This is a genomic window from Aquirufa sp. HETE-40SA (assembly GCF_054558635.1).
On sequence record NZ_JBPXKN010000003.1, the window covers coordinates 414,937 to 430,732 of the forward strand.

General features: G+C 42.5%; 13 protein-coding genes. 7 read left to right on the forward strand and 6 right to left on the reverse strand.

All coding sequences use genetic code 11. The annotated features are described in order from the left end of the window. The first annotated feature begins 2 nt into the window (after positions 1 to 2). The 6 genes from ACRZ9O_RS09835 to ACRZ9O_RS09860 all read left to right on the forward strand — a co-directional run bounded on the left by ACRZ9O_RS09835 (position 3) and on the right by ACRZ9O_RS09860 (position 8,121). Positions 3 to 725, forward strand: a complete 723-nt coding sequence (locus ACRZ9O_RS09835; protein WP_459458721.1) for a hypothetical protein — start codon at positions 3 to 5, stop codon at positions 723 to 725. Between the two features lie 216 nt (positions 726 to 941). Beyond that, the gene (locus ACRZ9O_RS09840) at positions 942 to 3,224 is read left to right on the forward strand and encodes an O-antigen ligase family protein (protein WP_459458723.1); all 2,283 of its coding nucleotides are present in this window, start codon (positions 942 to 944) and stop codon (positions 3,222 to 3,224) included. A 6-nt stretch (positions 3,225 to 3,230) separates the two neighbouring features. Next, positions 3,231 to 4,655: an OmpA family protein gene (locus ACRZ9O_RS09845; RefSeq protein WP_459458725.1), complete on the forward strand. Its 1,425-nt coding sequence runs from the start codon at positions 3,231 to 3,233 to the stop codon at positions 4,653 to 4,655. A gap of 158 nt (positions 4,656 to 4,813) precedes the next feature. Continuing rightward, positions 4,814 to 5,986, forward strand: coding sequence for an OmpA family protein (locus tag ACRZ9O_RS09850; protein ID WP_459458727.1), 1,173 nt, complete (start codon positions 4,814 to 4,816; stop codon positions 5,984 to 5,986). Between the two features lie 54 nt (positions 5,987 to 6,040). Continuing rightward, positions 6,041 to 6,853, forward strand: a complete 813-nt coding sequence (locus tag ACRZ9O_RS09855) for a sterol desaturase family protein (protein ID WP_459458729.1) — start codon at positions 6,041 to 6,043, stop codon at positions 6,851 to 6,853. Next, positions 6,850 to 8,121: a serine hydrolase domain-containing protein gene (locus ACRZ9O_RS09860; RefSeq protein WP_459458731.1), complete on the forward strand. Its 1,272-nt coding sequence runs from the start codon at positions 6,850 to 6,852 to the stop codon at positions 8,119 to 8,121. Before ACRZ9O_RS09855 ends, ACRZ9O_RS09860 begins: the two co-directional genes overlap by 4 nt. A 48-nt stretch (positions 8,122 to 8,169) precedes the next feature. Here the strand turns inward: ACRZ9O_RS09860 and ACRZ9O_RS09865 are convergent, their stop codons facing one another. Then, a complete protein-coding gene (locus tag ACRZ9O_RS09865; protein ID WP_459458733.1) occupies positions 8,170 to 8,550 on the reverse strand; it encodes a hypothetical protein in 381 nt (126 codons plus the stop codon). Between the two features lie 49 nt (positions 8,551 to 8,599). On the opposite strand from ACRZ9O_RS09865, the gene ACRZ9O_RS09870 reads away from it, so the two are divergent. After that, entirely contained in the window at positions 8,600 to 9,700 is a 1,101-nt protein-coding gene (locus ACRZ9O_RS09870) for a glycerate kinase (protein WP_459458735.1), read from the forward strand. A gap of 198 nt (positions 9,701 to 9,898) precedes the next feature. On the opposite strand, the gene ACRZ9O_RS09875 is transcribed toward ACRZ9O_RS09870, so the two are convergent. The 5 genes from ACRZ9O_RS09875 to ACRZ9O_RS09895 all read right to left on the reverse strand — a co-directional run bounded on the left by ACRZ9O_RS09875 (position 9,899) and on the right by ACRZ9O_RS09895 (position 15,794). Beyond that, entirely contained in the window at positions 9,899 to 11,092 is a 1,194-nt protein-coding gene (locus ACRZ9O_RS09875; RefSeq protein ID WP_459458737.1) for a carboxypeptidase-like regulatory domain-containing protein, read from the reverse strand. A gap of 75 nt (positions 11,093 to 11,167) precedes the next feature. Beyond that, positions 11,168 to 11,329 (reverse strand): hypothetical protein, encoded by a 162-nt coding sequence (locus ACRZ9O_RS09880; protein ID WP_459458739.1) that lies wholly within the window; start codon positions 11,327 to 11,329, stop codon positions 11,168 to 11,170. An 82-nt stretch (positions 11,330 to 11,411) separates the two neighbouring features. Further along, positions 11,412 to 12,581, reverse strand: a complete 1,170-nt coding sequence (locus ACRZ9O_RS09885) for a hypothetical protein (protein ID WP_459458741.1) — start codon at positions 12,579 to 12,581, stop codon at positions 11,412 to 11,414. Next, complete coding sequence (locus ACRZ9O_RS09890; RefSeq protein ID WP_459458743.1) at positions 12,572 to 14,467, reverse strand: prenyltransferase/squalene oxidase repeat-containing protein; 1,896 nt, start codon at positions 14,465 to 14,467, stop codon at positions 12,572 to 12,574. Before ACRZ9O_RS09890 ends, ACRZ9O_RS09885 begins: the two co-directional genes overlap by 10 nt. Positions 14,468 to 14,645: 178 nt before the next feature. Next, a complete protein-coding gene (locus ACRZ9O_RS09895) occupies positions 14,646 to 15,794 on the reverse strand; it encodes a methionine aminotransferase (RefSeq protein ID WP_459458745.1) in 1,149 nt (382 codons plus the stop codon). Positions 15,795 to 15,796 lie beyond the last annotated feature (2 nt).

A 15,796-nucleotide genomic window follows, 5' to 3' on the forward strand; every position in this document is an offset into this window, starting at 1 on the left:
ATATGAAAAAGCAGATCGGACTATTAGCCGTGATTGGCTTGATGTTATTAGGAGGGTGTTCTGGAGGCGATCCAGCACCTACTCCGGTTCCACCTACACCTACGGTGAATCCTCCCGGAGCAGTTACCTTAACTTCACCAGAAAAGAATAAAACCTGTGAACCTGGGGCTGTCATTTCAGATACCCAAAGGGAGGTGGTATTTACTTGGGCGGCAGCAGCAAACGCGGAGTCTTATGATATGACGCTGACCGACTTAAATAAAAACACAACCACAACAGTGTCGGCAATTACTGGAACAACGACGAAGGTGAATTTAATAAAAGGCACCCCTTATTCTTGGAAGTTAACCTCTAAGTCTAGTAAGACTACCCAAACGGGGACATCGGAGACTTGGAACTTCTATTTAGCAGGAACAGGGGTGAGTAATTTTGCTCCTTTCCCGGCAACGATCGTATCTCCATTGCCAGGCGCAACTGTAACGCCTAAAGTGGGCAAGGTTACGTTAGCTTGGACGGGCTCTGATCCGGAGAATGATAAAATAACATATACGGTATCCGTAGACGCAGTAGATGGCAAGCAAACACCTGTTGCGGCCTTAACAGATATCACAGCTTCTACAGTCGACGTATCAGTGGAAGCGGGTAAAGTGTATTACTGGAGAATTAGGTCTTCCGATGGTTCTAATGCATCAACAACAGTTGTGTATCAGTTTAAGACTCCGTAATTAGTAACTTGAATGAACGGAAGAGGCCTGAGGAAACTTAGGCCTCTTTTTTTATAAACTCTCCAAATATTGGCGAGGGGTCATCCCTGTTTCCGCTTTAAAGGCAACCTTCTAAGGGTATATAAGCTCTTTGAAAATATATTTAATGCATTTTTCTGTTGAATCATTCTAAAGTCATAGATAAACGTTGAAAGATATAAATTATTAAATTGCACCATGAAACCCACACTCTCCTCCTTCATCGCGATTTTAGCCAGCGTCCTCTACCTGGCCGTTTACTTCATCCCAGACATGGGCGGATCTGATGTGATGGGTGCGCAGTGGTTGTATTCGAGCAGCTTGAGTTTAGCGATGGTGGCCTTTATTGCGCTACGGTATAAAGTTTATGAGGAGGCGATAAAACATGTACTTTCCTTCAAGTTTACCTGGGTGTTTTCGCTGTTGGTTTTTTGGGCGATAGGCTCGTATGTGTATGCGATTAATCCCACGGAGACGTTGGTGACTTTGGCCCGCTTGATCACCACTTATTTCGTCTTTTTGAATCTCTCGATTCTGTATTATAACCAAGACCGCACGTTTCTTTTTACGGGGATTGCATATGCCATTACCGCGTATTTATTTTTCGATTCCATTTACGTTTTGAAAACTTTCTCGGCGAATCTGCGCACGATGAATTTAGACGCGGCTATTTTAGGCTTGAACAAATACCACGGGAATAAGAACGTTACGGCGGCGACGCTTTTAATATTGATTCCGTTTGCGATGTATGTGATTATGTCTGCCAAATGGCTAGGTAAAATCGCCGGTATCATCACCCTTTCCATGGGGGTGTTTGCGCTTTTTTTAATGAACACGCGTTCCACCTATGTGGGCTTTGCATTGATCATAGTTTTGTTTTTTGCGGGACTCATTTGGAAGCAAAAATCCGCTTTAAAACCGGCGCTTTTTTTTGTTTTACTTCCTGCTATTATTGCGATATTCGCGGCGAATATGCGATTGAAATTAGCGGTAGCTGGGCAAGAAAGTACGGGAGGATATGGAACCGTAACAAAGCGTATCGGTGATATCAATATTGCCAGCGAACAAAATTCTCGTCTTCACCTCTGGGGAACCGCCATTGATTACTCTGTCCATAATCCACTTCTAGGGGCCGGCTATGGCAACTGGAAATTAGCTTCGATACCGTATGAGCGAGAAAGAGCAAATGAGCTGTTTGTTCCCTACCACGCACACAATGATTTCCTCGAGATGTTCGCGGATTTGGGTTTGATAGGCGGGCTTTGTTTCGCCGGATTGTTCCTGCTGTTGCTCTATTATACGGTTCAGTTTTTAAACCAAAAACGCGGCGATGAACTCATGGTCATCATCGCCTTTTTAGCTGTTACGTGCTACGGTGTAGATGCCCTGTTGAACTTCCCAGCAGAGCGAACGGCGATGCAAACGATGCTGTCGCTGGCGGCGGCCTTAGTGTTGATTCCTTTGGACAAAACCTCCTTCAATCTACGCGCCTTACCCATCGCCTACCTTGTCATAGGTGTCGCACTATTAGCCCCATCCATTTACATCGCAAATGAAACCTTTGAGTCCTTAAAGATCCAAAAATTCGTGATGGGTGAAGTGAATTCTGACCCGAAAATGGCCACCATCGACGTGGAAAAGCTGCCAGACATTCCGAATCTTTCTTCGTCTACTTTACCCATGAAGGCGATGCTTTCTCGCTATTATATCCGGGATAAACGCTGGGCAGATGCCTTGCGCGCCTTGGACGAAAGCGAAAAAGACAATCCATACCTGCATTATAATGACTTCTTGCGGACTTCTATTTATGCGGCTCAGAACAAGATTGATTCGGCACATTATTATGCTAAACGTGCCTTTGATGCCTGGCCACGTGCGTCCAGCTATTATAAGAATATGATTTTTACGTCGGCTAAGTTGAAGGATACGAATGAGATTAAGCGTGCACTTCAGGTTTCTTTGGACGTAAATAATGACAATGCTGTAACCTGGAATCAATACCTATTAGGGATGTTTGAGGTGAAGCGTGGGACAGACAAAACGCTTTTGGCACAATTAAACCAGACCTTAAAAAAGTTTCCTGTTGATACGGCGATTTTAAATTCAACACAGGCTCTTTTAATGGGAGGCAACACGAATCTACAATCGTTAACAGCGAAAGGGAATAGCTTATTTGTGAAAGGCAAATACGCTCAGGCAGCTAAGGCTTACATTGATTTAGCGCAGTTAGATCCAGGCAATTTTACTCACATAGAAAATGCAGGGATCTGCTATTATGCTGGGCGAATGTTTGCAGAAAGTTTGATCTATTTTGCCAAATCCGAACAACACCCCGGGAATAATACCGGCAAATCAGCGTACTTTGGCGGCATGTCTCAATTATCGTTAGGAAAAAAACCAGAGGCTTGTGCTAGTTTTCAGCGTGCTCAATTAAAATCATATCCTGATGCTGCTGCGGCGATCGCACAAAATTGTAAATAAAAAAAGATGAAAAAATTAGTACTAGGTTTTCTATTAATATGCGGCAACTTGTTCGGCCAAGAAAGCGAAAAGTCATTCGGCATGCTAGGCGGCGTGACGGACTTGTGGACTGTAGACCGTTCCACGAATACAAACGAATTCAGATCACTGACTAACTTGGGGTTTCAATATTCGTTACGCAAATCATCAAAATGGGATGTAGCCTTTACTGGATTGACGGGTTTTCAAGGTGGATCCACTTGGAACAGTAAATTTTTAACTGGTTCTGCCGCTTTGCGCTCATTTGTCTTGAATCCAAACAAAAAGCACAAGGTCAATCCCTTTTACCAAGTAGGAGCGGAAGGCATGATTCGCAAAGACGTGGGCTTCCAGGGGTATGCCTATGAATTACATGCCTTGGGTGGTATCGGTATTGACGTACCGGTGTATCAAAACTTTTCCCTTTTAGCCCAAACAAATTTGTCGATTCCCATGGTTCAAATCAATGAATCGGAATTCAATATTGCCAAAGCAAGGGGCCTAAATACCACCGTTTCTGTAGGTGTTGTCTACCACTTTAACTACCTAGGACCTAAAAAGAAAGCAGCGAAGGCAGCAGCTATTGCGAAACGCAATGCATTTGTACGCGATTCTGTCAATACCGTCCGCGAGAAGGCACAAGCAGAAGAAAATCTACGTTTGGCTAAAATCGCAGCAGAGAAGAAAATCCAAGATGATTTGAAAGCCAAAGAAGAAGCCATTCTAAAAGCAAAAGCGGAGGCAGAAGCAGCTATCGCGAAAGCAAAGGCAGAAGCAGAAGCGGAAATTTTAAAACTAAAAGCTGAGGCGCAAGCATTAGCTCAGAAGAAAGAAGAGGAAAAAGCAGCAGCAGCTCCAGTGGTGAAGGTGAGAAAGAAGTTGCCTTTAGCGGAACAAATTAAAAAGGAGAAAGAGCCTATCCCAATGGAGGCGCCCCCTATCGTACAGGAGAATAGCGCTCCTAAGCCGGTAGAAAAACCAGTGGCTCAGGCTTCCGTTCCTGCGCCAGTCGAAAAACCAGTGGCGAAAGAAGTTGTCGCTCCGAAGGAGAAAAAATCGGTCGACATTTCTGATGAAGCCTTCTCTAAGACCATCATCCTTTACATCAGTAACAGTGGGCAATTAATGCCAGAAACGAAGGGGAAATTAAACCGCATTATCTCCAGCATGAAGGCAAGACCAGAAGTGAAAATCAAGGTGGAGGGACACTCGGATAACGAGGGGACTTTCCGAAATAACTTGAAAATTTCCCGCATTCGTGCCATGAAAGTCTTGCGTTATTTATACCGTTACGGCATACCTGAAAGAAGAATTATTGCGATTGCTCATGGAGAAACAAGACCTGCAGCAACCAATAAAACGCCGGAAGGAAGAAAGCTAAATCGAAGAGTGGAAATTAGTCTAGTAAAGTAAGCATTTAGGGGGCCGCGCAAACGGCTCCCTTTTTTTATAAAGTTGTTCTATATTTTAATTTCCGAACAACATCATTTGATGGATGTGAGTGAAACTCTCTAATTTTCGACGAATTAATAACTCAAATACCTGGTTCTATTTCGTAAAGTAGAGAATATATGAAAAAAATTATAGTCGGATTTCTATTGGTCAGTGGTTCATTATTAGGTCAAGAAAGCGAAAAATCCATTGCCATCCTAGGTGGTCCCTCCCAAAGTTGGACGAAGAATCGACTAAGCACTAAAGACGAAAATACCTCGTTTACCAATCTTGGTCTTCAATATACTTCCTATAAATCTTCGAAATTAGCCATCGTTTTAACCACGCTTGCTGGCTTTAAAGGAGATTTCACGAATCCTGGAATTTGGGATAGTAAGCACATTTCTGCAGGCGCTAACATGCGCTATTTTGTGTTATCGAGGGGGAATTCAGGTATCCTGAATCCTTTTGTTCAAGTAGGCGCAAATGCCTCAGCTAGGCGTGATGTGGGGTTCCCGGGAAACGCGTATGAATTGAATGCCGAAGGAGGCCTAGGCGTAGGGGTAAAGATCACAGATAAATGGTCCTTGATTGCCCAGACAAATTTAGCCATACCGATGGCGCAATCCACGGAAGGTGGTGTCGCGATTGGATCTGTACGTGGAACGAATAATAGCACCTCTTTTGGTCTTGTTTATCATCTAGGCGATAGTAAGGCGAAGAAGCAAGAGGCAGCTAAAAAAGCAGCGGAAGATGACCTTGCAAAGGCCAGAGCACAACAAGCGGCTCAGCAAGCTGCCGCTCAAAAGGCGGATGAGCAAGCTAAGGCGGAGGCTCTTGCGAAGACCAAGGCAAAAGAGGAGGCGGATTTAAAATTAGCCCAACAAGAAAAAGCGGCAGCCGAGGCTAAATCGGAGGCTATCGCAGCCACCCAGAGAGAAGCCGCAGCAGAAAGGCAGAAAGTGGAACGGTTTACCTCTAGTTCATTAACCATCATTTTGTATATGACAAATCGCTGGGAGATACAAGAAACGTCGATGTCTACGCTACATAAGATCGTTTCACTTATGGGCGAATATCCAGAATCAAAAGTGGAAATAATGGGGCATTCGGATAATTTTGGTTCAACACAAAACAACCAAAAGGTATCCAAATACAGGGCAGACGGAGTAGCTAAATTCTTTAAAGATCAAGGAATAAAAGCGAATCGAATGAAGATTAGTGCCTTTGGCGAAACCAAGCCTACAGCCTCGAACCAAACCAAAGCGGGCATGAGTTTAAATCGCCGGGTAGAAATTAAACTAATTAAATAATTTCTTTCTAAATTTATAAACTAGGGCCTAGCTTATCTATTTAAAAAGAAGAAAATGATTGAATCGTATTTTGCTACCATTCCCAGCGCACACCGCGCCTTGATTTTAGCCGGAGGGATCACCCTGTTTTGGCTGATTGAATCCGGGATTCCACTAGTGAAATTTGGGTATAAAAAAGGGGCTCATGCCCTTTTGAATCTCTTTTTTACCTTCACCACCATCGCCATTAATTTCCCTTTTGCGGTCCTTTTAGTCGCAGCTAGCGACTGGACGGCGAAGGCGCATTTCGGAATTTTACATTGGGTCGAATTACCCAGCTGGGCCTTTTTGATCGTGGGATTATTGCTGATGGATCTGGTGGGAGCCTATTTAGTGCATTGGATTGAGCATAAGGTGAAGGTACTTTGGAAATTCCATATGGTACATCATGCGGATACTCAGGTCGACACCACCACGGCGAATCGCCACCATCCAGGAGAAAGTGTGATCCGTGCCGTTTTCGCTATTTTAGCGATTTTGGTTTGTGGCGCACCGATGTGGATTGTTTTTTTGTACCAAAGCCTCAGCGTCGTACTTTCTCAGTTCAATCACGCGAATATTCGTCTGCCGCTTTGGTTAGACACAGCTCTTTCATATGTCATCATCTCCCCTAACATGCACAAGGTTCACCACCACTTTGAGCGCCCGCAGACGGACTCGAACTACGGGAATATCTTTGCTTTTTGGGATCGCCTTTTTGGCACTTTTGACGCTACCCCGATGGAGAAAATCAAATACGGTTTAGACGTACTTGAAAACGATAAAGATCAATCATTTGCCTATCAAATAAACCTGCCCTTTAACTCTAAAATTAAAACCGACGAATGAAAAAATTACTTATCCTTTTTTTACTTCCGCTCTCTTTAGCTGCGCAAGTATTGTCGCCGGTGGTTCAGCCATCTGCTGATTTTGACGCAAAAAAACTGGAAGCAGTGGACGCTTTACTTAAGTCTTATGTGGAGAAAAACCACTTAGTGGGAGTAGTGACATTGATCGTTAAGAATAACCAATTGGTGCATTACAAGGGACATGGCTACGCGGATTTGGCCAGCAAAAAACCCATGCCAGCAGACGCCATTTTCCGCATCATGTCTCAGACGAAAGCTTTAACGAGCCTAGGCATCTTGCAATTATTCGAGCAAGGTAAATTGCGATTAGATCAACCTATCTCAGACTTTATCCCCTCCTTCAAATCCCCTCGCGTGTTAAAGGATTTCAAGGCAGCAGACACGACCTATACGACAGAACCAGCGAAACGCGAAATCACTTTCCGGGATTTGTTAACCCACTCATCAGGGATAGATTATGCAGGTATAGGATCAGATAACATGAAGGCCATCTATTCGAAAGCAGGGATTCCTTCTGGCCTTGGTGATAACGGGACGACCCTTTTACAAGCCATCACGAAATTAGGAACCTTACCATTGATCCACAATCCAGGGGATCGCTTTACGTATGGATTGAATACGGATGTTTTAGGTTGTTTGATTGAAGTGATTAGTGGCGAGACTTTGGAGGCCTATTTAACGAATCACATTTTTATTCCTTTAGGCATGAAGGATACGTATTTTAACCTTCCTGCAGATAAAGGCTCTCGCTTGCCTACCGTTTATACGGAGAATGAGCAAAACCAAATCATCACTTGGTCACCTACTTTCCGCGGAATTAACCCGAATTATCCTTTGGCGAAAAAGTCGTTTTTCTCAGGAGGGGCGGGCCTTTCCTCTACGGCATTCGATTACGCCATCTTTTTGCAATGCATCCTTAATGGTGGTAAATACAACGGCAAGCAGATCATCGGCCGTCGTACAGCGGAATTGATGGTTAGCCCTAACTTCCCATTTGGGGATGACTCCTTTGGTTTAGGATTTTTGCTTGTAGGGGAGAAATCAGCTAATCGCAATATGCGCAGTAAGGGATCTTTCTCCTGGGGCGGCTATTATGGCACGGCCTATTGGGCTGACCCTAAAGAGAAAATGATCGTCTTAATAATGTCACAACATACGCCTAATTCACATGGCGACTTTCAGGAGAAAATAGAAAACATTATTTATGGAGCATTGAAACAAAAGAGTGGCCCGCGATTTATCCCCTGAGATAAATGCGGGCCACTCTTTTTATCTTTCGATGGATTCAGGGTTGTATCAAGGCAATCCTTGTTGAAATGTTATTTCGGTTGTTAAGCCCATTGCACTGAAGCGAAAAGCCATCGTGCGCGCAGATGAGGAGCTTTTCATGTTATCACATTGTGGGCCTTTCTCTAAATAATACACATAGTACTCCTGATTGCGATCAGCTAATTGTTGTATATCGGGCTTTCCTAGGATGTCTTCCAAATCATTCGAACTCACCCCCTTCCAGGTCATTTTATGTGTTTTCAACCAATCAATTTGTTTCTCTCTTGTCCCGGCGCAGCATCCGCGATCCTTTTTAAATGCTTCCACATCAAATCCAGTTAAATCTGGCTGATTCGTACATGAAATGGAAATGAATAGCAATAAGGCAAGTGTCGCGAAAATTCTCATGCTTTAAATTTAAGGAATTGTCGGTAAATTGCGACATAAATTCAAAGCCGTGCACGTTTTAATATCTCCTGATAAGTTCAAAGGTTCGCTGAGCGCCTCACAAGTTTGTGAAGCCTTAGAAAAGGGGATTAAGAAGCGTCGTCCCAAAACCATTTTCACTAAAATGCCCCTCGCTGACGGCGGAGAAGGAACACTCGAAGTGATACAGCAATTACACGGCGGCACTTGGATCACGGTTGATACTTTCGATCCTTTAATGCGTCCCATTCAAGCGGACTATTTATGGTTAGCGGATCAAAAAACAGCTTACATCGAAATGGCTCGCGCCTCTGGTCTTGTCTTACTAAGCGCAAAAGAACGAAACCCATTAAAAACAACCACCTTTGGAACCGGAATTCTTGTTAAGGATGCCCTCGCTCGCGGCGCCACCCAAATCATCCTCACCATTGGTGGCTCCGCTACGAATGATGCAGGAATCGGCATGGCCGCCGCTTTAGGGTGGAAATTTTTAGACGGCGAAGGAAATGAATTATCCCCAACAGGAAAAAATTTGATTCAGGTAGCTTCTATTACTGCTTTTGAATTACCCTCGTGCAACTTCATGGTGGTCACTGACGTGGAGAATCCGCTTGCGGGGCCTACTGGCGCAGCTCACGTTTTTGCTGCACAAAAAGGCGCCACACCCACAATAATTAAACAATTAGACAAAGGTCTAAATAATATCACTTCTTTTTTAGGATCTATCGCCTCTGAACCCGGCGCAGGTGCAGCTGGCGGTCTAGGTGCGGGGGCTCGTTATTTCTTACAAGCTAAAATTGTACCAGGCTCTAGCTGGTTAATGGACAAAGTTCACTTTAACCGGGCTCTTCTAAAAGCAGATTACATTATTACCGGTGAAGGGAAGATTGACTCCTCTACCTGGGGTGGCAAAGTAGTTTCCGAAGTCATTAAACGCTGCGACAAAGTCTTCAAACAAACGATTTTAGTCTCTGGCGCCTTTGAAAGCTCTACAAATTTCCCCATTTTCCTAGATGAAAATGAAGTCTTTACCATCTCATCTCGAGCTAAAGATCTGAAAGATTCAGTGGCACGCGCTACAGAGATTTTAGAACAGATAGGAGAAGAGATTGCGCTAAAGTATTTGAATTAAGAGGAGTATTTTTTTCTTAATATCGAATAATATAATACTGGTCCAATTAAGGGCAGGTAAAATACCATAAAATACAAATTTAATTTAGCCTGTTTCTTCATCTCTCCTTGTTTATTGATGTCAATGATTGTCAGTACATTGGCTATAACAGTTGTTAGCAAGATCAAGGTTATTATTAAGTTTTCCATAAGTATAGATTTAGTCTTTCTTCATTCCCATCGCATTCCCAAAAGACCCTTTCCTTTCCAGGTCTTTAATCGCTTTGTTTTCCTCGGGTGTACGTTCAAAGACCGCATTTCTTTTCCAAAACTCAGGATCATAGGCAAATTTTTTAATGGCATCTCTATCGTTTCCACCGGAATGGGCTTTTTCATACGGTATATTGTTTACCTGGGTACTCATTTCGTAGAGATAGGTCAAAGTAGAAACTTGTATAGGGTGAATTTCTTTTTTTAAGTGGTAGTCAAAATTATACTTCACTTTCAGATACTCTATCACCCGACTACCGGCAAAATCTTTAAAGCTCATTTCAAATTGAAATTTCGGATTAACCATTTTCATGTTCCAAAGCGGGTGTTTGTTTTTCATTTTCAATCCCAAATCTGAATAGGTTTCAAAGGCAAATTTGATAATATCATAGGAGTCTGTATCGATAAAAAGGGTTCCATTGGAATTATTGTAACGTTCAGGTGACTTACTGATGTAGCGGATTTCAGCTATTTCTCTTTCACCTTCTTTTCTAAGATTTCTTACGCTATAGTGATATCGATCACTTCCATTCAAGGTGACAACGGCATGCCTATTTGTATCTACATCGATGAGTCCATAGGCCTTTGTAAAATAGGAGAAGTCATCAAATTTATAAATAGCATCTTGTGCAGCATATCGACCCTTGATGACGCTAGTCCCTTCTAAACGACTATTGCTAGATTTAGTCGCATAAATGATCTCTTGCCATTCACTGGTTAAATCGTCGATCTGAGTGCTCTGCCTAAAGATGGCTTTCCCATAAAATTTTAGATGAAAATTATCCATCAATTTTTGGGCGGCATGAGAAACTAATTCCCGTGCATAGTTCCCAATTTGTACTTCTGGAAGCAGTATGGGAATGGCCTTCAAACGAATGGTTTGATCTCTATTCTCCTCTATTTGCAGAATGGATTTACCATAATTAAGATGGGATATTACTAAATCAATGGGAAGTTCTTTCACCTGAAATGTAAAGTTCCCCTCTTCATTCGTTAAGGTACTTGCCTGATTTGTAGAAATGGAAGCAAACGCTATTTTTTCGCCTGTTTCTGCATCAATAATTCGCCCTGTAATGGTAGTTTGTGCTGCACAGGTAAATGAGAGAATAGTTAGAATAAGGAAGGTGTTAATATACTTTGTCATAGGATTATGTTAGTAGGGAGGACATAAAATTTAGTTAAAATGGAGGAGTGCACAGGCTCTCCTCCATTTAAGCGTCTATTCAAATTGGACACTGGCCCCAACAGTTACGGTCGTTCCGTTTTGATTTGTTGTAGCGCTAGTGGACATAGTCCACTTGTTTTCGAGACGCTCCTCTAATTCTTCTACTTCGAATAGAGCAATTAATTCTGGGGCAATACTGTTTTTTACAGCTTTCATAATAAGTGTTATTAATGGTTAGAGGGTCTAATTAATCCCATTTTTGCTGACCCTTTAAAGCAAGTTTTGGGAGGTCTTCAGATCATTTGATTAGTGATTTATATTGAATGATTAGATATCGAATGCTAAGGATATAAAATAGTAGAATGGAAAGCAGCGCGCCATTTATATCCTGGATGTCTAGATCCCAGCGACTTATTTTTAATAGAATTTGATAGATTGAAATGGGGAATTGAATAATCTCATTCTGATAGGTGATGAACGTATAACCTAAAAGAAGTAAAATGAAGAAGGTGTTGATAAAACCATACCCCAATAGAAAAATTGCCTGACCACTCGCGCTTATTTTGAACTTATTTGCTTTCCACTGATGGAATGTGGTTTTACTAAATACCTTAATAAGAACGCGCTTGGATTTAACTACTAAGTTCGGCGTATTCGTTAGATCGGACAGCAACCAATAGCCATCGAAACGAACGAATGGATTGAACTCCCAAAGGACAAAGGTGCTAATTGACATGCAGGCGAATAAGCAGACCTCTGATTGAAAAAGAAGGTAAATGATGCCCAGCACCCCAGCATAAAGCAGTTCAGCAAATATGCCTCCTAGGTTTGCAATGATTCGTTGTTCCTTATTCCCCATCCAGATGTTCGTGATTTCAGCGTACATGACCGGCAATACGAAGTAAAACCCAAAACCTATCCCGCCATGTTTCAACTTAGCTTTTGCACAAGCCGCAATATGCCCCAGCTCGTGGATAAGCATAGTGGGGTAAATCAAGAACATCAAGGTGAGGTAATTGACTTGGCTTATCTTTGGCCATGCGAAACCAAGCACCATACCTACTAAGAACAAGGATATTCCCTCTATCGAAAACCAAAATACCCGAAGTGTGAAAAAAGGCTGAAGTGGTATTGATAAAAGCTGTGCTATTCTTGCGCTAAGTAAAGGGAGTTTAAGTTTTAAATAGGTGTACTGGATGCCAGGTTTTAGGGAGACTGCATCCTTCTTTAAAATGCGATATCCCCCTAATTTCTTATCAATTAAATCCGTGAAAGCTCCATATGAAAGGGAATAGTTAAATACGGTATTAAATGATTTATGCGCCTCCACTAAACTAGTGGTGGAGGACAGAATTTCTACTAAGTCTGAAGTCGCTTGATTCAGTAAAAAATGCCTATTTTCATCTACCTGAAGGACATTTCGCCTTACATCAAAAGGCTTTATTTGTATGTTTTCTCTTAGAAGCATGTTACAGTTGAATAATGATGCAAAGCATTTAACACGGTGCTCGTTGTAAAAACTCGGTTGTGATCATCTACTAGACAATTAACCCCAAAGGAGCTTTTTCTCCAATGTGTAATAGTAGAGAGATCCATCACATCCGTGGCCGGAATTCTTAAAATTCGATTTGTTTCCCAGCTGCCATCTAGTGTCTGATGGGTTAGCAACCACTCTACTCCCTTGGCTATTGAATCTTGAAAGCTCGTTGCATCATAGGCAATCAATGACTTTATGGCCATTGCGGTGTAAAAAGCTGTAGACTCATTTGTCGTTGGATTAGGCCAGCAACCACTTGAGTGTTGTTCCCCTACCAGCCAAAGTGCGGGTACTTCACAGATTTGCTTAAATTCTGGATGATGCGATAATGCTTGCATGGCAAAGGACGTCGCATAGATGTCGCTCGTCCACCAATAGGAGGACCATCTGTTTTTATTCTCCAAAAGCGTTGCTAGATGCAGACAGCTTATTTCATAGTCCAATCTTAGGGAAGGGATCTTAGCTAACAAATAAGCAGCAGCTGCAGTAACGCAGGCATGAGAACTAGTCCAGCCTTTAAGGGAGATATCTTCTGGTAATTCGAGTTTAAGGCGCAAGGCTTCTTGATCCCGGTAGGTGACCCATCCGCCATCCTCGTCCATGAATTCATGCCATTTAGAAATCAAATTCGGATCTAGATAAATTCCGCATGTTTGTTTAAAGCCAAGGAGGAAACTAGTCGTATCACCGTCTGGTATACTGGAATCATTAAATGCGTTAGAAGAGAGTGAATTCACTCTTTTTAGGACGGATTTTAATAAGGGGTGATCGCTGTTTACCTCGGCGAGCATCATTCCTACATAGGAACTGGTCCAGGTGGTACTTTGACCAGCAGATGTTAGAAAATCAGTCCATTCAAAGGAGGCATTGATGTTATTCTCCAAGTAGCTGAGGGCGGACTGAATAGCCGAATGTAGCGAGTTTTCTTCCATCAACTTAAAGCTTTTCTCTGCTTTCATCTGTGTTTTTAAGAACAGATTCTCTATTTCTTGTAAGTGAAATTGATACTTACTCACTTGTTTTTCTAGAAAGCTAACAAATAAGGGAAGACCTGCTGAAGCTGCCAAATGTGCACTTTTTTCAAAATGTGTTACCGCTAATTTCATGTTTTTTTGTGCTATTCCTGATATATATAAATACTTATGTAGAAGAATAGGATCCTGAACGATAAGTCCATTTTCTTTTAAGTATTCTTGTGTTAAATACATAGGGTACGTCCATTGTCCCTCTTTGAAATCGACTTTAAAGTCATCGATATCATCTATATATTGTAAGCCTACGTGGAGTTGTTTAATGCAGTCAATTAATAGATCGTGATTTGTCTGCGAATCCTGTAAGCACTCGAGTGCAAATACAGCGGCAAAGCTCATCGAAGACTTTCCTATTGCAATTTCCTGAAAATTTGCTTGGGTGATTTCCCCTTTCTGTCTCGAACCTTTTTTTTCTGACGCGAGCGTAGCGTAATAGGATTTTTTTAGGTTGCTAAAGAGCTCCCAAAAGGGGCTCTTCTCCGGATAAAGTAGGGCAAGCCCGCGCATGGCTTTTTCGTAGAATTCAAATCCGAGTCGCATTTCATCTAAAGAGAAACGCGAGGTATCAATCAATTGATCTAAACTGATCAGAAACCTAAAGTAGAGGTAACTGCTTAATGATAGGGTTTCTACTTGAGCCTGAGTCACCTGAGGGAAAGCAGGTGAGAGGTAATGAATCAAGTTTAGATATAGGTGGTGCTCAGATAGCATTTTAGCATCTAAAAGCGCCTCTTTTTCTGTTGTAGGAATAGTTAACGTTCCTATGTAGTTATGATAAAACGACATACCTTATTATTCATCTAGTGGTTAGCAATAGCCTATGGAATCCAATAAGGAATTTATAGGGGAGAATATGAGGGGGGGGGGAACAGATGTGCCTTTTGATCACTAAGGCCGAGGTAAATGTAGGATTGTTTTTTGGATATTAACGGAGGTGATTATAAATAACCAATAAACTGATAATTTAAGACAGCTTTACTAAGCGCTTTGCTGCCTCTAGCAGCATATCATCCTCCTTCGCGAAGCAGAATCGTAAGATTTTATCACCTGGATCGGTTTCATAGAAAACGGAAACAGGAATGGAGGCTACTTTGATTTCGCGGGTTAGTCGATCGGCTAGATCCACATCCTTCTCGTTTGAGATGGCAGAATAATCAAGACATTGGAAGAAACTTCCGGCACTCGGTAGGACTTTCCAGGCACTTCCCGCGAATTGGGAGGCGAAAAGGTCACGCTTTTTTTGGTAAAAATCTGATAAACCGAGGTAATGGGCAGGCTCTTTTAGGTAATCTGCTAAGGCATATTGCAAGGGAGTTGCGCTTGAAAATGTGACCCACTGGTGGAGTTTTCTAAATTCAGATGTCAAGAACGAAGGGGCAATGCAATAACCTATTTTCCAACCCGTGATGTGGTAGGTTTTGCCAAAAGACCCGCACACAAAACTCCGTGCGCGTAATTCTGGATGCAATAAAACACTCGCGTGCTGCGCACCATCAAAAACGATGTGCTCATATACCTCGTCGGATACAATCAAAATGTCGGTCCCTTTGACCACTTCTGCAAAGGCATCTAAATCTGCCATAGACCAAACTGCCCCCGTCGGATTATGCGGACTATTGACCATAATCGCTCTCGTTCGAGGCGTAATTTTCGCAGCAACGGAAGACCAATCAATGGCAAAATTGTTTGAGGCTTTCAACGGAATATGAATCGGAATACCTCCAGCTAATCGAACGATGGGGTCATACGCATCATAACTCGGGTCGAATAGGATGACTTCATCTCCTGGCGAAACGCAGCAATGAATAGCTGAAAAGATAGCTTCGGTCGCGCCAGAAACAATAGTAACCTCCGAATCTGCATCAACTGGAATTTCATAAAAAGAGGACGTTTTCGCCGCAAGCGATTGACGCAAAGCGGGAACGCCGGCCATGGGGGCATATTGATTATGCCCTTTAGAATAATGTTGCACTAGTTCTTGAAGTGCTGGAGCGCAGTCAAAACCCGGAAAACCTTGGGAAAGATTTAAGGCCCCATGTTCGAGCGCCATCGCGGACATTTTGGTAAAAATCGTCGTCTGAACTTGTGGCTGCTTCGAAGGGAATGAAATCATGG